Below are 23,399 nucleotides of genomic sequence, written 5' to 3' on the forward strand. Positions count from 1 at the left end.
GTGGCCGAGATCCCGGAACAGGCCAAAAGAACCAACAAACGCAGTGACGTCATCGACTTTCCAGAAAGGATATTGGGGCCCCCTGTCAGGTGTGCGCCCTTCAGTGTCGAAGACGGTGCCGAGCGCCGCGAGCCGTAAAGATCAGAAGCCGAATTCGAAGCCGAGCCTGAGGCTGCGGGGCTGGAGCGGGGTGATCTGGTTGCGGTCGCGGATCAGGAAAGGCGTGCCGAGCGCGAAGCGGTTGCCGCGCGAATCGAGCAGGTTGGTGATCGAAAGCGTCAGCGCGCCCGCGCCGCGTGCGAGCCGCAGGTCGAGGCCGGTATCGGCATAGTCGCCCTGCAATTGCCCCAGCACCGATCCGATGCCGAGCGTCGAGCGCCCGACATAGCGGACATAGCCCGAGGCCTGCAGTTCGATATTGTCCTCCAGCGCCGTGCGGTAGCTCGCGCCCAGCCGGCCGCTGGCATCCGCGACATTGGGCAAGCGTGCCGATGCATCCACGGCGCCGACGGTGTTCTGCGTCTCGATGGGCACGGAGACCTTGCTGCCGTTCAGGTACAGCGACGCGTCGAGCTCGATTCCGCCGACCGGCCGCCACCGGCCCGACAGGCCCAGCGAGGTAACCCGGCCGTCACCGATATTCGCGGTGGCGGGGAAGCCATAGCCGTCGACCAGATCGGCCTGGATGTCGTGCCACCAGGTCTGCGAACCGGTCGCGGAAATCTCCAGCCGGGGCGCGGTATAGCGAATGCCCGCCTCGATCGTGGAGAGGCGGTCCCCTTTGAATCGCTGGATGAAATCGCGGCGCACCGCCAGGCCGCCGGGCCGGAAGCCCTGCTGATACCGGCCGAAAACGGTGACCCCGTCGCTCGCCTTGAACGCCAGCGCAGCGGACGGCAGCAGCCGCGTTTCCGAGCGCGTCGCGCGGGCGCCGGGATCGACGCGGAACGCCTTGAGCTGATCGACGTCCTCCGCATTCCCGGCCAGCCGGGCATGGGTGAGGCGCCCGCCCAGCGTCACGCTGAGGCGACGCAGCGGCGCGAACGTCCATTCGCCGAACAAGGTGGCTTCCTCGGCGCGATTGCGGACCCCGGTCAGCGACACCGGTTCCGGATCGCGGTTCAGCTGCCGGTTCACCCGCGCCCAGTTGCCGATCGCGCTCACGCCGATCAGCCAGCCGGTCCCGTCCGGCCCGTTATGCGCCAGCCGCGTCTCGGTGGTCAGCATGTCGATGCGGTTCACCTGGGTGAACGACGCGGGCGGCAGGGCGAAGGGAAAGGGCTGTTCCGGATCGAGCGAATCCACGCCTTCGAAACGCTCGGAGACATATTGCTCCGCCAGCGCGACCGACGTCGTCAGCTCCAGCGAGCCCCATTGCTTGCGCGCGACGATCTCGCCCAGCCAGAAGTCGTTCTGATAGGGCTGCGCCAGCGTGCTCGCGCGGCTGAGCCCGTCGCCGCCGCGATCGGCATATTGGCTGTCGTCGCCCAGTATCCGCTGGCCCAGGCCATTGACGTCGATCGTCCAGTCGTCGCCCGGCTCCAGGCGGATGGCCGCGCGTCCCCCGACGGTGCGCACGCGATTGACGTCTTCGAGATGGCGTTCGCGATCGTCGATATAGCCGCCCTCGACCGACACATAGCCCAGGGCGCGGACCGCGAGGACGTCGGAAAGGATGGGCACGTTGACCACCGCACCGGCGTCGCCACCCGGATCGCCATGCTGGACGACCTGCGCGCCCGCCCAGGCCTGGCCTTCGGCGGCGGACAGATCGGGCGCGCGGGGCACCACGCGCAGCACGCCGCCGAGCGATCCCGCGCCATAGAGTGTCGCCTGTGGCCCTTCGAGCACCTCGACCCTGCCGATATCGTAGAGCAGCAGATTGGGATCGGGCGCGCTGTAGGTGATACGGCTGTTCCCCCAATATTGCCCCACCGTCGCCTGGGTCGGCCCGACAAAGCTCGAATCGGCGATGCCGCGGATGAAGAGCTTGTTCCTGCCCGGCCCGAGATGCGTCGAGGACAGGCTGGCCACGCGATTGGCGATCGCATCGGTGCCATGGCCACCCTCGGCCTTGGAGATGGCATCGCCGTCCAGAATCTGCACGCCGCCAGGATAGGCGTAGAGCGGCACGTCGCGCTTCGTGCCGGTGACGACGATCTCCTCGGGCGCCACGGTTTCCGGCGGCTCGACCGTCGGGGATTTCCGTGGCCGCGCCACCGGTGGCGGCTTGCGTCGCGGCGGCGCGCCGCGTTCGATCAGATAGCTGCCCGGCGCGATTCTGCGCAGACGGAGGCCCGTGCCCGCGAGCAATCGATCGAGCGCCTCGCCCGGCATCAGACGCCCGCGTACGGCTCGAACCTGCACAGCCGAGATCGAGCGATCGGGCACGCCGACGCTGATCCCCGCCTGGCGCCCCAGCTCCAGCACGGCGGCGTCCAGCCGGCCCGCGGGAATCGCGACCTGCACGCGCGACTCCTGCGCCGCGGCGGGAGACGCGAGCAATAACGCTGCTACGTGAAACTCAGCGCGGCGAACCATTGATCGGGGTAAGTACCCACCCTTCCTTCGACTTGCTCACGCGTACCCCCATCAGCGGCGCGATCCGGGCCAGCACCGCGCGCGGCTCGCCACGCACCGCGAGCGTCCCGGTGAAACGCCGGTCCCCGGCGTCGACCGTCTCGACGGGTTCGCCCAGACTGCGTGCAAGGTCGGCGGCCACCTGATCGAGCGGCGCATCCCGATAGAAGAGCTGCCCGCTTCGCCAGCTCCCGATTTCCTGCGGCGCGGCGCGGGTCAGCACCGGCGCGGCCGAGCCGTCCACCGCCAGCGCATCTCCAGGCTCCAGGCGAACCTCGTTCGCGCCGGGGCTGTAGATGACCGCGCCTTCGGCAACCGCGACCCGGGTCTGCTGCGCCTGGCGGACAACGTTGAACACCGTTCCCGCATCCACCAGCCGCGTCGCGCCCACGGTCACGACGAAGGGATCGCGCGCGTCGTGGCGGACCTCGAACAAGGCTTCGCCCTCGATGAGCGCGACCCGCCGCGGCGCATCCGACTGGTAGCGGACCCGTGTCGCACCATTCATCTGCACCTTCGACCCATCGGCGAGCGCGAGGGTCCGGTGTTCGCCGCGCCGCGTCGCGATCTCGCGCTCGGCCGGTCCGGCGCCGAAAGTCCACCAGCCGGCCGCCGCAACCACGGTGGCTGCGATCGCGCTGCCCGCACCGACGAGCAGGCGCCGCCGCGAGCGGGCGGGAGCCTCGGCTCGGAATTGCTCCGCGGTCGACAACAGCCCCGTCATTTGCGCATCGTCGTCGAGCGCCTGTTCATAGGCGGCCAGATGCGCCGCATCGGCTTCGAGCCAGGCAGTGAAGCCGTCCCAGCCGTCGAATGCGGGATCCTGAACCCGGATCGCCCATAGCCGCGCAGCCTCCGCGACCGGTTCCGGCGCGCCCCTATTCCGCATCGAATTTCCCCCGGAGATCGGCCAGCGCGCGATAGGCCTTCTGCAAATCCTTCTCGACCGAGCTCAAGCTTATCCCCAGCTCGCGGGCGATCGCCGCCTGCCCGATTCCGTCCAGCCGATAGCGTTTGAACACCAACTCGACCCGCACACCTTGCGCCGCCAGCACCGCTTCCGCCCTGCGCAGCCGCTCGCGCGCGATCAGCACGCGCTCGCCGCGCGGTTCATCGTCGGGATCGGGGCCGAGCTGGTACCAGTCCTGCTGCCGCCGATCGCGACTGACGTCCGAGCGCCGGCGGTCGCGCATCACATTTTCGAGCGCGCGAAAAAGATACGAGAGCGGATCCGCAATCGGCTGGCTGCCCGCCGAGCCCAGGCGCTGCCACAAATCGTGCAGCACGTCCTCAGCTTCCTCGCCCGCGCCACGCGCCTGGAGGAATCGGAGCAGTCGGCTCCGCTCGTTGAGAAAAACACGCTGCAGTCCGCCAATTTCAGGGTGGGACTCCATCCGCGCCCCAAAAGCACTGCGCGGCCGTCTTGCCAAGCCCGGTCGCGTTCGGCCGGGGGATCGAACGGCGCGACGCCGCACCGCGCTCTCGCGATTCATCGCCCGGACTTGAGCTGGTAGACCAGCCGCATCCGGCTCCCGACGGGCTGGGCAAATGCCAGATCATAGTCGCGCGCCAGCCCCGCCTGCACCACGGCCCAGGTCGCCGGGTTCACGTCGCGCTCGGGCTTTGTGCTGGTCACCACCAGCTTCGGGCGAGTCGCCATGATCCGGCTGGTCTCGGCCACGGCATCGACGCCCAGCGCGTTCGCCTCGCGCCGATAGTTCAGGTGGTTCGGGAATATCCACCGGGTCGGAAAACAGCTGTTGGTCATCTGATAGAGCGCGGGCTCGCCGTGGAAGACGAACAGGCAGCCGTCGCCGAGCCTGGGCTGGATGAAGGCGGCCAGCTTCTCGACCTGGGGACCCCAGCCCCGGTCGCGGCGATTCTTGTTGATCGCCGGAATCGAGATCGCCGTGGCGATGATCATCACGACCAGCCCGGCCGAGATCCGCCACGTCCGCTTGCCGCCGACGATCGCGATACCGGCATTGGGATCCCCGAACAGCGGCGCCGCGCAGAGCGAGAGCGGCAGCAGCAGCGGCAGGGCGTAGTGATCGAAATAGGCGCCGAACACGAGGACGCCGGCGATCGCGCAAACCGCCCAGGTCAGGACGAAGTGCCGCACTCGCCGCGCGACGCCGGTCTCAGCCTCCCGCTTGACCGAAAGCGCCATCCAGCTGGCACAGAGCAGCGGCATCAGCCCCAGCGTCATTTGCACGAGCCGCCACGCGGCGATCCCCGTCCCGTCCGAGCCTCGCGCGAGGATAGAGAGGAAATTGGCCTGAACGAACTCCGCGTTGTGGCCGATCGCGACATAGACGAGCCATGCCGCCACAGTGGGAAGCGCGCTGATCCCCGCCCACAGGATCGCGGCGGACAGGACCCGCGCCAACGGCCAGCCATCGGCGCGCGCGGCAAGCATCAGCACCACGCCGAACAGCGCACCCTCGAAGACGGTCGAATATTTGACCTGCAGCGAAATGCCGATGAGCAGCATCGCCGCCGCGCCGAGCGAAACGCTGATGCGATCGAAGTGTGGCCGCTCCAGCACCCGCACGATCGTCAAGCCCGCGCATGCGACCAGCAAATTGTAGAATACCGGTGACTGGCCGGCCTCGCCTCCGAACACGCCGAGATAGAGGATATAGACCACGCCCGCCGCGGCGGCGCCGTGCGGGTTCGTCCCCCTCAGCGCGATTCGCGCGATCACGAATGCGGTCAGCGCCGCGAACAAAGTCGCCACGATCTGATACTGGATGACGCCGCCACCGCCGAGCAGCCGGATCCCGGCATAGAGCAGAAACAGCCCGATCGGCTTGCGGTCCCAGACGTCGACGAAGGGCAGCGCGCCGTGCAGCATCCGGTCGCCAACCAGCAGATAGAATTGGTCGTCCACCTGCACCACGGGATTGCCGAACTGCGCCACGCGCGCCGCGATGGCTACGGCGAACAGGAGCAAAGCGAGCGTCGCGGGATTGGCTACCCACAGCTCCGTGCCGGCAAGCAATCGCCTCGCCCAGCCGGGCTTGCTCGGAGCCTTGGAGGGAAAGGTCCATTCGGACCCATGGGACACGAATGCGTCCGTCGCGCGAAACATCGAACCTCTCAGAACCGTACCGGGCGCCTGGAATGGCTACCGAGAGGAGGACGAGTCAGGCGCGGCAAACCCGCAACGCCAGGCGCAGTTAAATTCGGACGCTGATGTGTCGATGGCCGGGTTCATGACCTCCGAGGTCATGGACCCGGCGAACACTGCCCGGCACAAGCCGCGCGACATCTCCCGGGAGACTCTCGCGTGCGATCCTTGCTTCTAGCGTCTGCGCTGTTCCTAACCCTCGGCGCGACGGCGCCGGCAACGCCAATGGCTACCGCGCCCACGCGGCTCGATCATGTCCTGCTTTGGGGTCGCAGCATCGACGAAGTGACGTCGACCATGGCCGTGAAGCTGGGCTTCCAGGTCCGGGCCGGCCGCAATCCCGGCGGCGTCGCCAATCGCTTTATCCGCTTCGCCGACACCAGCTTCATCGAGTTGCTCGGCGTTACACGGCCCGATCCCGAATATGATCCGGGCATGAAGGAGGACCGCGTCGCGCTCAAGAACGAGCCGGGCGCGCGGACCTTCGGCTTCCGGTCATCGGGGCTCGACGCGATCCACGATTCGCTCAAGGCGCTCGGTTATGCCGTGACGCCGTTCTTCACCGGCCCCGACAGTGCGAAGCCCGGCTGGCGGCTGTTCGCATTCGATCGCGCGCCGCTCTCCAGCAACACCTTCTTCATCGATTATGGCGCCGGATACGCGCCCGATCAGGCCGATCCCGCCAATGCTGACGACTGGCGCGTGACACGCGAGCATCCCAACAGCGCACGCGCGCTCTCCGCGATCTGGCTGGTATCGTCCGTTGCGGAACCCGACCGCAAACAGCTCGAGCGGATGGGCTATGGCGGAGCGGTGCCGGTGCGGGTGCCCGAGGTCGGGGCCAAGGGCTTCTGCGTGCCGGTAGGGCCCACCGCATTGCTGATCCTGCGGCCCGATGGCGCCGGAACCGCGGCGGCGGTGATGGCGAGCGGCGGATCGCGCGTTCTGGGGATGAGCTTCGCCGCCACCGATCTCGGACGGGCGCAGCGCTGGGTCGAGCGCGGCTATGAGCGCAAGCTGACGCGCTATCGCGGCCTGTCGGGCGATTCCTTCCTGGCGCCAACGCGGGACGATCTCGGCATGCTGATCGAATTTCACGCACTAACGGCGCAGGCGAAGGACCCGTGTAGCGGGGCGTGAACCTCGCTATCCTGACGGCCAACAGCCCGAAGGATTCGCATGGCCACGCACGCAACTGCCGACGACGCCCATCCGCCGATCGGCATGTTGCTGCGCGAATGGCGCGCCGCGCGCCGGATGAGCCAGCTCGATCTCTCGCTCGAGGCGGGCATCTCGACCCGTCACCTGAGTTGCATCGAGACCGGCAAGGCGCGAGCCAGCCGCGAGACGGTCGCCCGGCTCGCCGATACGCTCGGCATGCCGCTGCGCGAGCGCAACGCCCTGCTCAGGGCGGCAGGGTACGCAGCGATGCACCCCGAGCGCGCCCTCGCCGCGCCGGCGCTCGATCGGATCCGCCAGGCGGTCGATCTGATCATCGCGCACCAGGAGCCCTATCCGGCCTTCGTGATCAGCCGGCACTGGGACGTGCTGATGACCAACGCCGCGGCGGTGCGGGTGAACAATCTGCTGACCGGCGGCCGGCAGAGCCCGCACGCCAATCTGATCCACCAATTGTTCGACCCTGCGGATTTCCGATCGGTCATCGTCAACTGGCCCGAAGTGGCGGGGCGCTTCATCCGCCACCTGCACGACGACCTGACCGCCAATCCCACCGATCGCCGCACGCGGCAATTGCTCGAGGAGGTATTCCGCTATCCTGGCGTCCCGCAACGCTGGCGGCTGCGCGATCTCGGCGACGAGCCCGCGCCGATCATCACCTTCACCTTCCGCAGCCCGCGCGGCGAGCTGCGCTTTTTCGAGACGTTCACGAGCTTCGCCGCGCCACACGACGTGACGCTCGACGAGATCCGGATCGACTGCACTTTCCCCGCCGACGAGCACACCGCCGGGGTCTGCGCGGAACTAGTCCAGGAAGAAAGCGAAGCGCTCACGCAGTCACCCGATTCCCCATAGGTTATTGGCGGGCGGTCCAACAATTATTTCAGTTTTACAGTAACTTAAATTTAGACCCGGCAGGGGATTGGCGATGTTGGGGTTTCCGGATAGCCTCCCTTCATCCAATGGCCCGGAACGACTGAAATGGTAGAGGAATTGCCGGCACATGCGATCTTGAACGTCATGTTCGACTTCGCAAAACAGGCATCGGATGTGCCGATCGAGACACTCTGCATCCTGTTCGCCACGCTTCTCGCGGATCCACAGATCCAGGCTCTCGATGAAAATCTCTTCATCGAACTGGTCACGCTGGGCGCCGGCCTCTGGCGGCACTCTGACGGTTTTCGAGATGCTGGCGTGGCCCTGACCAGGCAGTAACCGGAAACTGAGGATTCTGCGGCTGGCGGCTGGTGGAGCTGAGGGGAATCGAACCCCTGACCTCTGCAGTGCGATTGCAGCTGAAACTCGAGAAATCTCTGAAAAATCGTGGAGTTTTAGCTTGATTATCCAAGCTTCAATCGTCGAAACCAGCAAACTGCGATACCACCGCGATACCAATAATCATCAGATTGTTCTTTGCGCGGCCGTCCGGACGGCGAGGGTTGGGCCGTTAGCTGCCTGTTTGCTTGCGGCATCTGGTATCGCCATTTCTCCATGACCCCTTCATCGCCTCAGTCGAGACCTCAAGTCCTCGATCGAGAGACGACCCGAACGGTGCAGCATTCGGTGGCAATTGGAGCATACGGCTGCGAGATCCTCCAACCGCGTCCTTGCACCCGGTTCCAGCCGCGCAACAGGGATTTTGTGATGGGCCTCGATGAAGCCGCAGCCCAATTCTCCATAGGTTTTTCCAAAATCGAAATCGCAAACCGAGCAGGCAACTGTCTTCAGTTCCTTCTTGAAGCGCTCGATGAGCGATTTCGATCGTTCACGGCGTAGGTGTGTACGCAGCGTAGCTGTGCCTTCGGCTGCCATATAGGTTTCTACATAGTCAACGAAACCGTCTCGGTTTACGGGGTTGAGCGGATCCATATCGCGCAGCCCCCAAACGCCACCGCCAATCCCGTGTACGCTGTAAAAAAGATCGCGCTTCTTCTTCCAGTGATGGGAATCCGACGAACATTCTTGGATTCGTGCGCGCACACTCTGCAGCAAATTGTCCGTATGCGGCCCAGGGAAGAGCCGTCGTACCTCTTGCGCAATCTCCACGGGTCGCGCCTGGCCGCCAAGGCTGCGCAACGCTGCCGCCACGGTTTCGAAACGAGACAAAGGCACCGCAATCACAGCCATTCTTCCAATCCTATTTGACACGCTTGCACCCGTTTGCCTTTATCGGTCGCGGGGGAGCTAGAATGCTTGGAAATTTGGTAATAGAGTTTGGGGAGAAGCGTGCCGAGTACGCACGCCGAAGCAAGCCCTTTGATGAAGAGACCGTTGCCTCCCCCCTTCGCGCGACGAGGGAAGCGGACGGCTGGTCCCTGCAGCGCGAAAACAAAAATTCCCTGCGCATGCGCCGGCCGAAGCGTTTCGACGAAGTCATCGAAAACCGCTTCTGGAACATCCTCTATCGCTTCGGCTACGCCGAACTCAACAAGGGTCGGCATTTTCGCGTCGTCGTTGGGAAGGGCGAAGACGCGATCCAGAAACAGGTCGATGTCTTTGCGAAGGATGATGAAACGATCGTCATCGCAGAATGCAAAGCCTGCAAAGTGCCGACCAAGAGAGTGCTGCAGAAGGATCTTAACGAATTTGCCGGCCTAATGAAGCCGATGGCCGACGCCATCCGAAAGCATTATGGCGATGCGTTTAAACCGAAGATCATCTGGTGCTTCGTCACGGATAATATCCGCTGGTCGGATGAAGATCTCAAGCGCGCGGCCGACCACAAGATCAACGTAATCCAAGGCTTGGAGCTTATCTATTTCGAGGAGTTTTCCAAGAAACTGGGACCTGCCGCACGCTACCAGTTCCACGCCGAATATCTTGAAAACCAGAAGGTCCCCGCGCTCGCTGGCCGCAAGGTTCCGGCTGTTAAAACCAAGCTTGGCGGCAAGACCGCTTACCTTTTCTCCGCGCTCGCAAAAGACATTCTCCGGATCGCCTTTGTTAATCACCGAGATCTGCGCGATCCTTCGGGCGCCCCCTCCTATCAAAGGATAATCAAACCCTCACGCTTGAAGCAGATCGGCGAATTTCTCGACGATAAGAAATTCTTTCCGAACACGATTCTCTTGAATTTTCACCGCAAGCCTTTGTTTGAGCAGACGGCCAAGGACGACATCTCCTCAGTGGCCTTCGGTAACCTGATTCTGCCCGACCGCTACAAAAGCTGTTGGATCATCGATGGCCAGCACCGGCTGTACGGCACGACCTACGCGAGTGAAGACTATACTACGCCCTTGTTCTTCATTGGCTTCGACTCGGTCACCGCCTCCGAAGAAGCGAATATCTTTGTTGAGATTAACTCTAAGCAGGCGACCGTCCCGCCGACCCTGCTTTCCGCGCTCGAAGGCGAGGTGAAATGGGATTCGGAGATTCCTAAAGAGCGGCTATCGGCGATCGCCTCGCGCGCGGTGGATCTTCTCAATACGCGCGGGGGCGGTGCGCTCGAGGGCAAGGTCGTCTCGCCGGGCATCACCGCAGGCACCAGTCAGCCGTTGAATGTCCGCAGCATCCAGGACCGCATCAACCAGTCAGGACTGATCGGCACCATCAACCCTCGCACTGGCGAGATCGTCCACGGCCCCTGCTGGGACGGCCCCTCCGAAGCGAGCCTGAAGCGACTGGTCACCCTCCTCGATATTCACTTCGAGGAGGTGCGCCTCGCCAACCCCGAACGGTGGGAAGCCGGCAAGGCCGGTCTGCTCTGCACCAATTTCGGCGTAGGCAGCCATATCCGGCTAGTCAGCGAGCTCATTGACTATGCTTCTAAAGAGCTCGGCTTCGAGCCGCAGGCCGCCGAGGTCCATGACCTTTACGGCAGCATCAGGCCGCACATCGAGCCGGTTCTCGCCTTCATCCGGAGGGCGACCGACGCCGAGTTCGAAGCCCGCTTCAAGGTAATCTTCGGCAGCAGCGGCTTCCACGAATACTTCTTCAGCATCGTCGACCTAGTGGTCGGTGTTGCGCCCGACTTCGCGCCGAAAGGCTATTCCGAGTTCAAACGCCTGTCCTCGGCTGAGGTCGTCGAGCTTGCCGACCGGCAGGTAAAATGGATCCAGCAGGTTGTCATGGCCTACCTCATCGACAGGCTGCGCCACATCTACGGCGAAGACTTCTTCGACCTTGGAGTGCCTAAAGAAATTCAGAAGGCCTGCCAGACTAAGCGGATCGATGATGAAGCCGGCGACAAGCATACGGTCGAGACCTATCTCGACTGGATCCAGCTGCAGAAGATCGCGACCCAAAAGGAGGTCCGCGATACCGTCAAGGACGTGCTCAGCATCCAGATGCAGGACGAAGGCGGTGGCAAGCATTTCTACAGCGGTTGGTTCGAGGGCTTCAACCGAATCCGGCGCATCGTTGCCCATCCGGGCGGTCGTTCCTACAAAGATGATGACCTGAAGATGCTCTCACTGATCTCGGAGCATCTGGCGAACACGCTGCCGCCAAGCTTCATCGAGGGAGAGTTCGAGCCGCCGCTCGCTTGAGCCCCCCGGTGCTGGTCGCTCGGATCAGGCTCGGCCCAGATAGAGGCATTCGGCGACGCTCGCCGTCGCGCTGCCTTTAGAGGCGCCCATGGTTGAATGATTATGCTCGATCTGGGCGACCAGCTTGGCTTTCGGATAGGCGCTCCGGAGCACGTCGAGCGGATTCCCACCGATATCGTGTAGCAGCCCGTTCGATGGATAGCTCAGCACCAGGTCCGCGCCCGTCGACGCGACTTCATTGACGAGGGCACGGAAGGCGCCGGCGACCTTACTACGGAGCGAGAAGGCCGTCGTAAATCTGTCGGGCCGGTAAAGGCCCGCGCCTGTGACGGTCGGATAGTCGTTCAGGATCAGCGTTTCCCAAACATGGTAAAAGCGGGAATATTGGTCGTCCGTATAGGGCGGGTCGCAGTAGACAACCCCGACGTCGCCACAACTGGTAATCGTCCGCAACAAGGCGTCACAATCTGATCTCGTGGCGAAATTCTGGGCGCGCCATTCGGGCGTGCCCGAAGGCTTCAACGAGTCCAAGCTGGCCAGCCATTCGTCGAAAACGGGCCGTCCAAATTGCCGCGCAACACGCCTGAAATTCTTCTCACTAGGCGTCAGGAACTGGGCAAAATGACCAGTCGTATTCGCGACGCGCAAGGCTGTATGGCCCAAGGCCAGAAGCCCCCAGTCGAATTGCGCCTGCGTCAATACGCCGCGGCCCCGCAGCGTGTCGATCGCGCAGCGGACGGAGTCGATCTCCGCGCATTGGGTCAGCGAAAAGTAAGCGTTCGAGTAAGTCGCCGTGAAGCACGCATAGGCCCCTTCGCGGGCGATCGTCTCGTCCGCGACCAACGTGAACAAGCGCTCAAACTCTTCGAAGCTGGACGTTGCCGGCATCTTACCGGTGGCATCCCATGCCGTGCTATTCTGCTCCTCGAGCAGATCCATATTCTGCTGGAAGGTCGGTGTCGTCAATTCGCGCATGCGAGAGGCTGGCAAGGGCCCAGCTGGGTCCGTAAACCGACACCGGCCCGCAAGGTAGGCAAAATGCTGGACGTCATTGGTCCAGACCCGCCTTTTGCCGGCATGCGCGTCGGCAACCGCACCCATCCCGGCGAAAGCATCGAGAAGGCGCCCAGGGCGGCAACCAGCGATAACCTTCGCCACGCGATCGGCGAGGTCATGCTTCGTCCCCATATAGCTGATGCGACTGCTCATGACTTCCCCCGGCCGCCCGGAGAATCGGGCTCGAGGTGCCTTTTGGCAAGCCCAAAAGCCGGATCGGTTTCTTCCCATCAATCGTCCGGCAGTCGGAGAGGAGTGCATGGCGCCATTCTCACGGGCGCTAAGCCGCCAGCAGATTGCGCGGGAATGGACCTTCCCAATGCTCGTGATTGGCATGCAGGATTGGGATCGTGTTGTTCGGCGTCTTGTGGCTAAGAATCAGCGTGAGCCCGCAATCGCCGAACCCCTTGGGATGGGACGGCCAGGCCGTCTTCCCATAATCCACCAGGACCAGCCGCTCGTCATCATCGAACCGGCCGCACGCGGCCGCGAAAACATTGGCCGTCGCGTCAAGCCTAAGACGCGCGCGCACGTCCAGCTCGGTATTGTCCTGGATGCTGCGCTCTGCATCATTAGTCAGCGCCGTTAGAAGGAGGTAGCAGCTCGCCTCCGAAGCAACGAGCTCCTGCATGAGCGGCCAGTAGGAGACGATCTGCCGGCCAGTGCCGGCAAAATCATCGACGAAGACGACGTGGTCGTAGGCCGTTAAGGCAAGCCGCGGGAGTTCGCGCGGCATCTTGAAATAATCCTGCCACTGCGCCGAGGTGAGGCCATTCGCTTCCCGGAACATGCGCAGCATTGCCGGGCCGCTCTCCCCGGCTCCGCCGACTCCAACGAAGAACCAGCGCCCCTCGCGGGCCGCCGCTGACTTACTCCAGCCCGGCAAAGCTGTGAGCGCGTCGCGGTAGCCCTCGTGGATTTCGCGTTCGGAGACCACGATGACGGCATCAAGAACCTTGTGGGCCGTTCCGAGATGCTCCGGCTGGAAGCGGCTCAGCCATTTGCACAGAATATCCTTGGTCGGCGGTTGTCGGTAGCCGGCGAAGCGCTTGACCCATGCCTCGAGCTGCTCGCTGGACGCCAGTTGCTCCCACTCGGCGTCGTCCCCGCCCTCACCCGCCATCAGAGGGACCGCCGTTCGCCGGCTTCGAGCTTCGCGCGGACATCGAGCAACAGGCCCTCGAGCTCTTCCCACAGGCCTTCCTCGGCAACGAACTCGTCGGGATCGAGCGCGGTGATAATCGACCGCAAGCGGCTGATCTGTCGCGTTAAGCTATCTGCTTCAGTGTGGATTCGCGCCTCGTCGACCTCGAGATCATGGATCGTCATTCCTGGATCGTCGATGAATCGGTGCAGCTTCACCAGCAGTTGGTTCTCGGTTCCAGTCTTCCTTGCGGCGGTGAGATAGGCCTTGATCTTGCGGAAGTCCGTTACTGACCGGAATCCTGACTTGGACTCGATATATTTATCCATAAGCGCTAGGATCAGCACGCGGCGGTTATACCAATCGGCTGAACGCACCGTACGGTCGGTAATGATCGGGTACATCTCGATGAACAGGTCTGCGTTGAGCCGGGTCTCAGGATCCGGATCAAGCATCCTGTCTTGAAACTCGGGCTCGAACGACAGGAGTTTCTTACACCGCGTTACCACTGCGACGTCGAGACCGGTGAGATGAGCAAGCGCCGTGTCCCGGTTTTCCTCAAGCTCTTCAATCAGCACGCCGAGCTTCAGCGCCGTCGGCATCAGCTCCCAGTCTTTCCGCAGCTTATGGATCTGGAACATCGTGACGATGTTCTGCGCCAGCGTCGGCTCGGTCACTTGGTTGATCGGAACTTCGGTCAGCCCGATCCGCTGCGCGCATATCCAGCGGCGCTGCCCGTCGAGAATGGTGTAATTCTTGCTACCAGCGGCCTGGTAAACGGTGAGCGGAACCAGCACGCCTACTTTCCGGATCGACGCCTCGAGTGTTTGCAGCGGCGCCTCGTCGAACAAGACTCGCGGATTGTGTGGATTGGCCTTTAGAGAATTAGTCGGGACCGTTTGCGGCCGGGGTGGCTTGACGGGGGCTGGTTGGACCGCATCGGCAGGTTCTTCTTTCGCCATCGTTCAACCTTACAGTATTACAAAAGGGAGGCAATCAACAGGAGGGAGCGAGGCCCCATTTCCTCAGCGATTGCTTCGAGAGATTCCCGCAAATTCGAAAGTGACTGCGAAGGACATCAAGAAGTCTCGAGTCCACGTCCAAACAGGTGATGGCTGACGCCGACTAATTCCCGAAAGAGCGGACCGACTTCCTCGCTCCTTCCCGGTTATCGCCTGTATTGCCCGGCGGCCGCGCCTCCCGGCTTTCAATCTCTCGGTCGAGGCGTTGCGTTATCGACCTTCATCGCTTCGATTATCTGCAAGGGCGAATACACATGCTCCACCATAGCGGACATTCGAGTCCCACCTGCAAAACGGCAGCTTTCGGCACCACGCTCTGCATCTTCAAGTGGCGGATAATGGGCGAAGAAACCATTGCGCGTGAGTTAACTAGCGATGTGGTAAAGAAGCCCCGGCATAGGGATCATAACCGGATGACGGCGCGGCGGGCGCCGATAGATTGGCCAACGGTGACGACTCAACTGGTCTCGATTGAGTCATCATCCGGTCGCTCCCGCGCGTCGCATTCTGAATTCCGACCGCGATACCGGGCGCGCCAAACAAGATGAAACAGCCGAGGATCACGGTGGCGCCGCGGCGGATATGGATCCGGCCCGTCAGCATCATCATGCCAACAGCCGCGACGGCGACCAGCGCCACGGTGGTCGCCATCGTCCCCAAAACGGTCCCCTGCAGCCAGGATACAGCCGCCAGCAATACGCTCGATCCCGGCGGATCGGCGAGCGAAGCGGAAGCGGCGAACACCAGCAAATAGGTCACGCCAGTCGCACCTCGCCGACGCTGCGCTTGCCCCCAATTCGCACGAGTTGAACGAACACGTCGACCGTACTCTTCACATAGTGCCGCACATCATCACGGCTGAGCTGAGTACCCGCCTGCAGGACGAGCAATACGACCTGCTCGATCGCGCGCTCGGCGGAATCGGCGTGGACCGATGTCATCGAACCCGGATGGCCGGTGTTGATCGCGCGAAGGAACGTATAGGCCTCCTCGCCGCGCAACTCGCCCAGGATGATACGATCGGGCCGCATGCGCAGCGACGCGGCAAGAAGGTCCGTGGCACCGACGCGCGCCTCTCCCAGGGCACCGCGCACCGCCAGCAACCCGACCAGATTATCGTGATGCTGGTGCAGCTCCGGCGTATCCTCAATGAGGATCAACCGCTCCTCGGCTGGGATCTCACGGATCAGCGCATTGAGAAACGTCGTCTTGCCAGTCGAAGTGCCGCCGGAGACCAGGATGTTCTTGCGCGCCCGCACCGCGGTGGCGAGCATGCCGGCAATGTCACCCGCGCCGAGCAATTCCGCCATGCGAGTATCGGCATTGGACTTGCCACCGACCTCGCCGCGTCTGGTCGAAGCGAAGGCCCCAGCGGCGACGTAACCGTCCAGTGTCAGATCCGACGAGACATGTTTCCGGATCGCTATCGCCATCGGCCCGCGCGTCGCCGGAGGCGCCACGACCTGGACCCGCGCGCCATCGGGAAGCGCGGCGGACAGGAGGGGATGCTCCCGGCTGATCCCCTGGTGCGACAAAGCGGCGATCTGGCGCGCCAGGCGATCAAGCGTTGATGCATCAAGCGCAGGGGCGTCGTGACGCTCGATTGCACCGCCCAGCGTCTCCGCCCAGATCTCGCCGGGTCGGTTGACGTAAATGTCGGTAACATCGGGCCGCGCCAGCATTCCGGTCAGCGGCGCCAGATACGACCGCAGATAGACCTGTCCCTCGGCCGCCAGCACCGCGCTGCTCATCGGCTCTCAACCCCGGTAAAATCAAGGTCGCGTGCCACGAAGATCGAGATGCTGGTCGCCGCCTTCACCTTCAGCGTCGGGCGCACCTGGTTCTGAGTGAGGCTGTTTTGTCCGCCGCTACCTTGGAGCGCTCCCGGGAGCGCGACGATCACCGAGGAATCCGCCGCACGCGAGGCAAGGTTCACGCCCACGTCCAGCGCCGATTGCAGGATCGCCCCGGAGAACCGTTCGAAGAAATGGCTGTTCACCTGGGCCTTGATTCCGCCTTGCCCCAGCGGATCGGTGGCGGGCGATCCGATCGCGATGGTGGCGCCGTCCGGACGGATCAGCCGGATCCAGTTGACGAGCATGCGGTTCTGCCCGCGCTCCACGTCGGAGCGGTACTCGCCGATCAATCGGCTTCCGCGCGGAATGAGTATCCGGCTGCCGTCGAATCCCCGAATGTCGCGTGACACGATGGCGCGTGCGAGACCAGGGCGGGTGGAATCGAGCGCGGTTTCGAGCACTGCCAGTATCAGCGTGCCCTGCGATACCGTGGTGGCCCGGTTCGCCAGCACGCCGGCGCCGGTCCGCGAAACGGCAATCGATGGCTGTTGCGGTTCCGCGGCCCCGCCAGGCGTCGCGCCGCTCGATCCGGCGGGCGCCGAAATGCCTGGCGCGGTGGTATCGATCACCAGCGCAGGATCTGTTGCCGCCCGGGTCGGACGGGGTGGCTCGGACTGGATCGGTGCCATGGATTGCTGCGGCACATAGATCACTTGCGGCGTCGTCTGCGCCGGCCGCTGAACAACGGCGGCCGGGGGCGCAACCGACACAACAGGCGCTAAAGCCGGCGGCGGGATGGGGGCCAGTTCCGGTGGGACGTACAGCGCAGGCAGTGGGGCCGGGGTCGCCACTGCGTCCACAGTGCGCGCACGGACGGCCGGCGCTGTCAGCGCCCTGCGGCGCGCGTCCAGCACTGCGAACAACAGGACTGCCAACAGCCCGAGGACCACGGCGATCACCCAGCCGGGCACGCCGCGGCGGGGCGGCGCGACCAACGGAAGTACCTTGGCTTCACCCGCGGTGCGCGGATCAACGGGTTCGGGTGCGGTCGCCATCAGGGAGCCTGGACAGGAAGGCGCGTCGCCGTCGCGCTGCGATTGTCGATCCGGAACACAAGCTTCGGCTGGACGCTGTCGATGACGATGCGCCCGTCGCGCATCATGCCGTTGACGAGGCTCTCGTTGCCCGAATCATTGATGGCGTAGATCGCCGGCAACGGCCGGTCGACAGGCCATTCTATGTAGGTATGGGTGCCATCGTCATGCATCCCGGCAGGCCGGAGGCTTTCAACGCCGCGAAGCCTGTAGCGACCGAGCGGGGCTTCGCCTTTGGCATTTTCCGCTGCGGCACCGGCCTGTACGGGCGACGGATAGAGGAACCGGACAGTGTAGGCCATGTCCGGCTGGGCTTCGCCCAAGGGCGCCAGATCGAAGGAATATGCCCGCGTATCGGTTATGACCACCATATTGGTCGCAACACCCGGCTGGATCAGCTTGAGGAACAGACGGTCGCCGCGCTTGTTCGCTGAGACCTGCCAGGCACCGCTATCGCCGAGTGCTACATTCTCGATACGCTCGTCGGCTGCGAACTCGACCGTGAGCTGGTAGCCGGGCGCCGCCTGGAGCGTCACGACCTGGTCATCGGCATAGGTGACCGACTGGACATGGGGATTGCCCAAGCCCGGGCGCGGAAGCACCTGAGCTTGAGCCGCCAACGGCGCGAGGAGCAGGACGAGAGCGATCCTCATCGCCGAAGAGCGTTCTGGGATGGTTGTGGCACGATCGCCGGAGCGACGGCTTGCGGCGTGGCCGCGACCGCGGGTGTTGGCGCAGCGGAGGGCTCCGCTTGCGGCAAGGCCTCGGCATTGCGCTGGTAGCGGATGACCTCGAACCCGAGCGGGTTGATGAATCGGTCCTCCAGGCTCATCGGCTCACCCGAGTAGCGGTATCGAATAACCGCCACCCAGGAGCGTGGAGCCGACGCGCTGCCGCCGGCGTCGCGCCGCACCGTGTCGAACCGCACCAGCGCGGAATTGGCGCCCAGCGGCGACACGCTCTTGACCCGGGTTTCGATCAGGCTCGAGCGCGGCAGCCGCGCCAGCGGACTGTCGGGGTTGGACGCCTGGACACTCGACACATAGGCGCTGCGCGCATCGCCTTCCGACCAGAGCGATACCTTGCGATAATTGGCCTGGAGGGCGGACGCGTCGAAGCTCTCGCGTGCGATCACATATTGCACAAGGAAGGATTGGGTCAACGCGCTGTTGCCGCTGACCTGCTGCGCATCGAGCGGTTTTAGCGCCTGGACGAACCCGGTCTGCTTGTCGACCAGCAGCGTATAGGGCTGCACCGTCTTGAGCGGGGTCAGCAGCAGGAGCGCCATCGCTTCCAGCACGGCGATCGCCGCTGCCGCACCTGCCACAATCCAGGCCGTGCGCCGCGATGCGCGCAGCATGTCCTGCCGGTCCAATGCCCAGCTTCCGGCCTCCCGGTAATAGGCGTCGAGCGCCTCACGCGACTTGCTTTTCATGCGTTTCTGTCCCGTCGCCCGGCGCTGGCGGATACGCGGCCCTGGGTCCGGCGCCGATAGCTTTGCCCGAGTGGTGTTGGCGTCGCCACCGCAACGTCTCGGGTTGGTCCCTGTCCTACGGTACGACCAGGCGCGCCGGCAGAAGCTGTCGAGGCCACCTCACGTCGCTGCGCGCCGGCGACCGCTTCGGCCACCGCGGCTGCGCGCGAATGCTGCTCGGACGGCTGGCGCTCCGGGCCGCCCACTACAGCCGGTCGCATCGCCTCTTCTGGGCGAAGTTGTGCCACGGGGTCACCGGCTGCCGCACGCCACGCCGCCGGCAAGCGGAAGGCAATGGCAACCCGCGCCGACATCCCCAACCCTGCGAGTAGCGCCAATGCAAAGGCAAGCGCGACGACGAGTAATTCGGTGTCTGCGCCGGCAATGGATCGGTCGGCCTGCCGAAGCGCGATCAATTGACCAAGCCAGGGTTCTAGCAGCGCCAGCTCGATACCGAGGAGGATGGTCACGGCAACTGCGCCGATAATGGCTGCCACAATACCGCGGATCCAGCCTTCGAACAGGCCGCGCGTCCCTTCGAACAGCAAAAAGGCGATGAAGAACGGCCCAAGCGCCAGCAGGAGGCCGGCAACCAGTCGCACCGACGCAAATCCTGCGATCGTCGCGGTCAGGAACACCAGCCGCGCGGTTCCCAGCCCGGAAGAACCGAAAATGGTGGACGGCTCCTGCACAGGCGCCTCGACGGTCACCTGCTGGCCGTTGACGGTGCGCACCGTATCGATCGTGCCGAGCGTGCGCCCGCCTACCCCGAGCCGGTTCAGTTCTATGAGCGCATTGTCCACCTGCCCAAGCCGCTCGGCAATTCCTCCCTGCGCGCCGGGAAGCCCGGCCGGCGCGCCGATGGTGTCGACAAGTTCGGCTGGCGCATGGAACACCACGTCATAAGCGAGCGTGCGATAGGCCGCCCAGCTCGTCGCCAGTGCCAGCACGATCCCGATCTTGACCAGCGCGACGACACCGTCCCGAACCCCCGGCACCTGCCCGAAGAGCATGCGGTACCCGAAGAACGCGATGAACAAAGTCAGCAGGCCGGTCAGCATGAGGGAGAGCGAAGATCCCGGCGCGGCCAGTGCCTGATAACCACCGCTACCGATCGCCTGCGCCTGGCAGTCGACAAAGCCGAGCACGCTCGGCAGGAACGCGCCGTCGACGATGCCGGCGCACGTCCCGCTCATGCGACCTCCAGCAGGCGCGGCAGCCACGCGGCCGGATCGTCGCCGCTCGTCACGCGGATCTCGTCGAGCAGACGCACCGTGCGCTCGCGGCCCGACAGGATGGTGAGCAGGTCGCGCTCCCCGCTCAAATTGAGGCGCGCTACGACGCTCTCATTGCCATGCTTGATCAGGAAGCAATGGGCATTGTCCGGCAGCGTGCGCACCAGCTCATACTCGTGCGCTGTCAGCCCGAAGCCTTCGATATAATCCGCGGAGCGTGCCTTGGGATTGGCCATGAAGATCTGCGTCGCCGCCTGCTCGATGATAGCGCTGGCGATCCGGCTCTCCAGCGCATCCTGCGCGCTCTGCGTGGCGAAGCCGACGATTCCGTTCCTCTTACGGATCGTCTTCTCCCAGTCCTTGATCCGTCGCACGAACACATCGTCGTCGAGGGCCTTCCAGCCCTCGTCAACCACGATGATGGCTGCGGTTCCGTCCAGACGCTCCTCAACGCGGTGGAACAGATACATCATCGCCGGGGTGCGCAGTGCCGGATCGTCAAGGATCTGGGTCATGTCGAACCCGACCGTCTCGGCTACCAGGTCGGTCTCGTCGCGGGCATTGTCGAAAAGCCAGGCGCGTTCGCCCTCACCCCACCAGGGCCGCAGCCGGGCCCATAGGTCTGCCTCATGGGGACGGTGCCCGCCGCGGAACAATTCGGCGAGGTGGCGCAGCCGCCGATGTTCCGGTGGCTGATCGAAATTGGCGTCGACTGCGTCCTTGATCCGCGCCGTTTCCTCAATGTCGGCACCGCCGGCGAGCAAAGCGACCCAGTCGATCAGGAACTGGCGGTTGGCGGGCGTGTCGTCGATCTGCAGCGGGTTGAGGCCCGAAGGCGTGCCCGGACGCAGCAGGTCATACCGTCCACCAATCGCGCGCAGGAACAGTTCGGCGCCGCGATCCTTGTCGAAGAAGATGATCCGGGGCGCGAATTTGCGCGCCTGGGCGAGCAGGAAGTTGAGCACGACCGTCTTGCCCGAGCCCGACGGCCCGATCACGGTAAAGTTGCCGAGGTCGCCCTGGTGGAAGTTGAAATAATAAGGGCCCGCCGCTGTCGTCTCGAGCAGGGTCACCGCCTCGCCCCAGTGATTGCCGTCGGCCTTGCCCTGAGGAAGGTTGTGGCCGCTGGCGAAGCCCGCAAAATTGCTCGTCGAGAGCAGCCCGCGCCGCGCGATATATTTGGAGTTGCCGGGAAACTGCGCCCAGAACGCGGGCTCGAGCGCGATCTCCTCACGTACCGCGATGATCCCCATGTCCGCCAGCGCCGCTTGCACCTCGGCGACGCCTTCGTCGACCTGCGCCGGCGCATCCCCGCGCACCGCGACCGTCATGTGATGCTCGCCGAACCCCGCGCGGCCGGCGGCGACATCGTCCTTGGCATTGGAAAGATCGGCGCGAAGGCTGACCGCCTCGTCCTCCGCGGAGCGCATGCGGCGGAGCGCGAGATTCATCTTCGAGAGCGCCGCCTGGCGATCGACGAAGCCGAAGCTCTGCGAGATCACCAGCTCGAACGGCAGCCGCAGCAGCTCGTCGAGCATGCCGGGCGCGCTCTGCCCCGGATAATCCTTGATCGAGATGAGACCGAGAAAGCTGCGCGGCACCGCGCCCGCGGCCCCGAGTTCGACCGTCTCCTGCCCGAAGCTCACGCGCCGATAGGGGAGATAGGCGCCCAGGTCCTGCATCGGCAGCAGTACAGGGCGCATCTCGCCATTGTAGAGCGACGACAGGAATTCGAGCGGCTCGGAGCACGGCCCCTGTGCGGTCTGATAGGTGCCGAGCAGGCGCGGTTCGTAGCTGCCCAGCGCCGCCAGCAACGCATCGCGCGCGGCGTCGAGCTGGCGCAGCTCGTTGGCGATATTCGCTTCCGCCCGAGTGCCGCGCAGCCGATCGAACAGGCCGATCCGTCCCTGGAGCGGACGGCGGGCCAGCGTCAGGAACAGATCATTGACATAGAGCCGCTTGCTCGCGAGCCGTGCCCGCCACGCCGCATCGAGCCGTCCGGAGAATTCGTCCGGAAACTCGGCGGTCAGTTCCGCATCGACGCGACGCCGCACGACATGGTGATAGACCGCAAAGCGCGACGACCCGATCGACTGCAGCATCGCGTCGCGCAGGCGCTTGCGATAGTTGATCTCCTCGGTGTCGGCGGTCTCGAACAGCAGCCCGCGCAGATGAATCACCTGGAGCAGCAGCCCGTCGCGCGTCTCGATCGTATGATCGTCGACATGGCGCGCGTACGGGAGGTGTCGCCCAGCCGGCGCCTCCCGTTCGATCACCCTGGGGTCCCGCGTCAGGGGCGGTAGGAGTTGCATCGCCAGATCGCGTAGTTACGCACGCGCGGGCAGCGGCCGATACGCACGAGCCACAGGTCGAAGAAGCGCGGCTCGCGCAGGCACAGCACTACGCCGACCACATGTATGGCGAGCGCAATCGCTACCACCCAAGCCGATTTGAAAATCAGGAACAGCTCGGTCGCCACCACCGCATTGGCGATGAAATAGCTGTAGGTGACACCGGCAAACATCTGCGGTCGCGTTAGGGCGACGAAGAGCTGGTCGCGCTCCAAGCCGTTCACGTCACTGGCTCATTTGCGCGGTAGACTTGATGCCCCCAACGATGCTCGCCGCGCCGAACAGGATGAAACAGCCCAAGATCACAGTCGCGCCATAGCGCCAGTTGATCCGGCCGGTGAGCATCAGCAGCCCGACGGCCGCCACCGCGATTACCGCAACGACCGTAGCGACAGTGCCGAGCAGCGTTCCCTCAAGCCAATGCATGGCGGAAATGAGAACCCCTGAGCCTTGCGGATCCGCGGAAATATCCTGCGCGATGGCAGAGTTGACCCAGCTCAGCGCAGCAACAATTGCTCCACCGGCGAACCGGCCCCGATTATCAACTTTTATCACTTGGCCCCTCTGAAAATGGTCCCGAAATTCGCCATCAACTTTTGCTAGTCTCAAGTAATCTGGTTATTCCAAGTAAGACCAACCCTTCGACGATGATCACGGGCGCAAAGGCCGCGGCCATTTTAAATTCGCGTGGCATCGGAACTGAAAATATCAAAATCATATGCACTACGAGAAAAATGAACAATAAAAACCAAAACGAAATCTTAGTTCTTAGTTCCCATTTCATATTTATTACAACATTAATTGTCCCAACTACAAAACAAATCAACAGGGATCGCTCCAAGGTGAAA

General features: G+C 64.0%; 21 protein-coding genes. 4 read left to right on the forward strand and 17 right to left on the reverse strand.

The window, feature by feature from the left end; genetic code table 11:
* Positions 1 to 141: 141 nt before the first annotated feature.
* The 4 genes from IAG41_RS11315 to IAG41_RS11330 form a co-directional block, all read right to left on the reverse strand.
* Positions 142 to 2,469 (reverse strand): TonB-dependent receptor domain-containing protein, encoded by a 2,328-nt coding sequence (locus tag IAG41_RS11315; protein WP_316251142.1) that lies wholly within the window; start codon positions 2,467 to 2,469, stop codon positions 142 to 144.
* A gap of 55 nt (positions 2,470 to 2,524) precedes the next feature.
* Positions 2,525 to 3,469 carry a FecR family protein gene (locus IAG41_RS11320; protein WP_187728755.1) on the reverse strand — a complete coding sequence of 315 codons (945 nt, stop codon included), beginning with the start codon at positions 3,467 to 3,469 and terminating at the stop codon, positions 2,525 to 2,527.
* Entirely contained in the window at positions 3,459 to 3,974 is a 516-nt protein-coding gene (locus IAG41_RS11325) for an RNA polymerase sigma factor (protein WP_187728756.1), read from the reverse strand. Before IAG41_RS11325 ends, IAG41_RS11320 begins: the two co-directional genes overlap by 11 nt.
* Positions 3,975 to 4,069: 95 nt before the next feature.
* The gene (locus tag IAG41_RS11330) at positions 4,070 to 5,674 is read right to left on the reverse strand and encodes an ArnT family glycosyltransferase (protein WP_187728757.1); all 1,605 of its coding nucleotides are present in this window, start codon (positions 5,672 to 5,674) and stop codon (positions 4,070 to 4,072) included.
* 264 nt (positions 5,675 to 5,938) lie between these two features.
* Between IAG41_RS11330 and IAG41_RS11335 the strand changes: the two genes are divergently transcribed.
* The 3 genes from IAG41_RS11335 (at position 5,939) to IAG41_RS11345 (ending at position 8,107) form a co-directional block, all read left to right on the forward strand.
* Entirely contained in the window at positions 5,939 to 6,853 is a 915-nt protein-coding gene (locus tag IAG41_RS11335) for a VOC family protein (RefSeq protein WP_222950660.1), read from the forward strand.
* Positions 6,854 to 6,892: 39 nt separating this feature from the next.
* Positions 6,893 to 7,747 (forward strand): helix-turn-helix domain-containing protein, encoded by an 855-nt coding sequence (locus tag IAG41_RS11340; RefSeq protein WP_187728759.1) that lies wholly within the window; start codon positions 6,893 to 6,895, stop codon positions 7,745 to 7,747.
* A 126-nt stretch (positions 7,748 to 7,873) separates the two neighbouring features.
* Positions 7,874 to 8,107, forward strand: coding sequence for a hypothetical protein (locus IAG41_RS11345; protein ID WP_187728760.1), 234 nt, complete (start codon positions 7,874 to 7,876; stop codon positions 8,105 to 8,107).
* A gap of 285 nt (positions 8,108 to 8,392) precedes the next feature.
* On the opposite strand, the gene IAG41_RS11350 is transcribed toward IAG41_RS11345, so the two are convergent.
* Positions 8,393 to 9,019, reverse strand: a complete 627-nt coding sequence (locus IAG41_RS11350; protein ID WP_187728761.1) for an HNH endonuclease — start codon at positions 9,017 to 9,019, stop codon at positions 8,393 to 8,395.
* A 62-nt stretch (positions 9,020 to 9,081) separates the two neighbouring features.
* Between IAG41_RS11350 and IAG41_RS11355 the strand changes: the two genes are divergently transcribed.
* The gene (locus IAG41_RS11355) at positions 9,082 to 11,379 is read left to right on the forward strand and encodes a DGQHR domain-containing protein (protein WP_187728762.1); all 2,298 of its coding nucleotides are present in this window, start codon (positions 9,082 to 9,084) and stop codon (positions 11,377 to 11,379) included.
* A gap of 24 nt (positions 11,380 to 11,403) precedes the next feature.
* Here the strand turns inward: IAG41_RS11355 and IAG41_RS11360 are convergent, their stop codons facing one another.
* From IAG41_RS11360 to IAG41_RS11415, 12 genes are all read right to left on the reverse strand, one after another.
* The gene (locus tag IAG41_RS11360; RefSeq protein ID WP_187728763.1) at positions 11,404 to 12,588 is read right to left on the reverse strand and encodes a DNA adenine methylase; all 1,185 of its coding nucleotides are present in this window, start codon (positions 12,586 to 12,588) and stop codon (positions 11,404 to 11,406) included.
* Between the two features lie 127 nt (positions 12,589 to 12,715).
* Complete coding sequence (locus IAG41_RS11365; protein ID WP_187728764.1) at positions 12,716 to 13,558, reverse strand: hypothetical protein; 843 nt, start codon at positions 13,556 to 13,558, stop codon at positions 12,716 to 12,718.
* Entirely contained in the window at positions 13,558 to 14,541 is a 984-nt protein-coding gene (locus tag IAG41_RS11370; protein WP_187728765.1) for a ParB/RepB/Spo0J family partition protein, read from the reverse strand. The genes IAG41_RS11365 and IAG41_RS11370 overlap by 1 nt, the downstream gene beginning before the upstream one ends.
* Before the next feature lie 429 nt (positions 14,542 to 14,970).
* Positions 14,971 to 15,360 carry a TrbC/VirB2 family protein gene (locus IAG41_RS23475; RefSeq protein ID WP_187728766.1) on the reverse strand — a complete coding sequence of 130 codons (390 nt, stop codon included), beginning with the start codon at positions 15,358 to 15,360 and terminating at the stop codon, positions 14,971 to 14,973.
* The gene (gene virB11 / locus IAG41_RS11380; RefSeq protein WP_187728767.1) at positions 15,357 to 16,352 is read right to left on the reverse strand and encodes a P-type DNA transfer ATPase VirB11; all 996 of its coding nucleotides are present in this window, start codon (positions 16,350 to 16,352) and stop codon (positions 15,357 to 15,359) included. The genes IAG41_RS23475 and virB11 overlap by 4 nt, the downstream gene beginning before the upstream one ends.
* Positions 16,349 to 17,452 carry a TrbI/VirB10 family protein gene (locus tag IAG41_RS11385; protein WP_262408621.1) on the reverse strand — a complete coding sequence of 368 codons (1,104 nt, stop codon included), beginning with the start codon at positions 17,450 to 17,452 and terminating at the stop codon, positions 16,349 to 16,351. The genes virB11 and IAG41_RS11385 overlap by 4 nt, the downstream gene beginning before the upstream one ends.
* Complete coding sequence (locus tag IAG41_RS11390; protein ID WP_187728768.1) at positions 17,452 to 18,144, reverse strand: TrbG/VirB9 family P-type conjugative transfer protein; 693 nt, start codon at positions 18,142 to 18,144, stop codon at positions 17,452 to 17,454. The genes IAG41_RS11385 and IAG41_RS11390 overlap by 1 nt, the downstream gene beginning before the upstream one ends.
* Positions 18,141 to 18,926: a virB8 family protein gene (locus IAG41_RS11395; RefSeq protein ID WP_187728769.1), complete on the reverse strand. Its 786-nt coding sequence runs from the start codon at positions 18,924 to 18,926 to the stop codon at positions 18,141 to 18,143. The genes IAG41_RS11390 and IAG41_RS11395 overlap by 4 nt, the downstream gene beginning before the upstream one ends.
* The gene (locus tag IAG41_RS11400; protein ID WP_187728770.1) at positions 18,923 to 20,161 is read right to left on the reverse strand and encodes a type IV secretion system protein; all 1,239 of its coding nucleotides are present in this window, start codon (positions 20,159 to 20,161) and stop codon (positions 18,923 to 18,925) included. Before IAG41_RS11400 ends, IAG41_RS11395 begins: the two co-directional genes overlap by 4 nt.
* Positions 20,158 to 22,512 (reverse strand): VirB4 family type IV secretion/conjugal transfer ATPase, encoded by a 2,355-nt coding sequence (locus tag IAG41_RS11405; RefSeq protein WP_187728771.1) that lies wholly within the window; start codon positions 22,510 to 22,512, stop codon positions 20,158 to 20,160. Before IAG41_RS11405 ends, IAG41_RS11400 begins: the two co-directional genes overlap by 4 nt.
* The gene (locus IAG41_RS11410; protein ID WP_187728772.1) at positions 22,491 to 22,775 is read right to left on the reverse strand and encodes a type IV secretion system protein VirB3; all 285 of its coding nucleotides are present in this window, start codon (positions 22,773 to 22,775) and stop codon (positions 22,491 to 22,493) included. Before IAG41_RS11410 ends, IAG41_RS11405 begins: the two co-directional genes overlap by 22 nt.
* Before the next feature lies 1 nt (position 22,776).
* Complete coding sequence (locus IAG41_RS11415; protein WP_410468088.1) at positions 22,777 to 23,103, reverse strand: TrbC/VirB2 family protein; 327 nt, start codon at positions 23,101 to 23,103, stop codon at positions 22,777 to 22,779.
* Positions 23,104 to 23,399 lie beyond the last annotated feature (296 nt).

The sequence above is a fragment of the Sphingomonas sp. JC676 genome (assembly GCF_014489075.1).
Lineage (GTDB): Bacteria > Pseudomonadota > Alphaproteobacteria > Sphingomonadales > Sphingomonadaceae > Sphingomonas.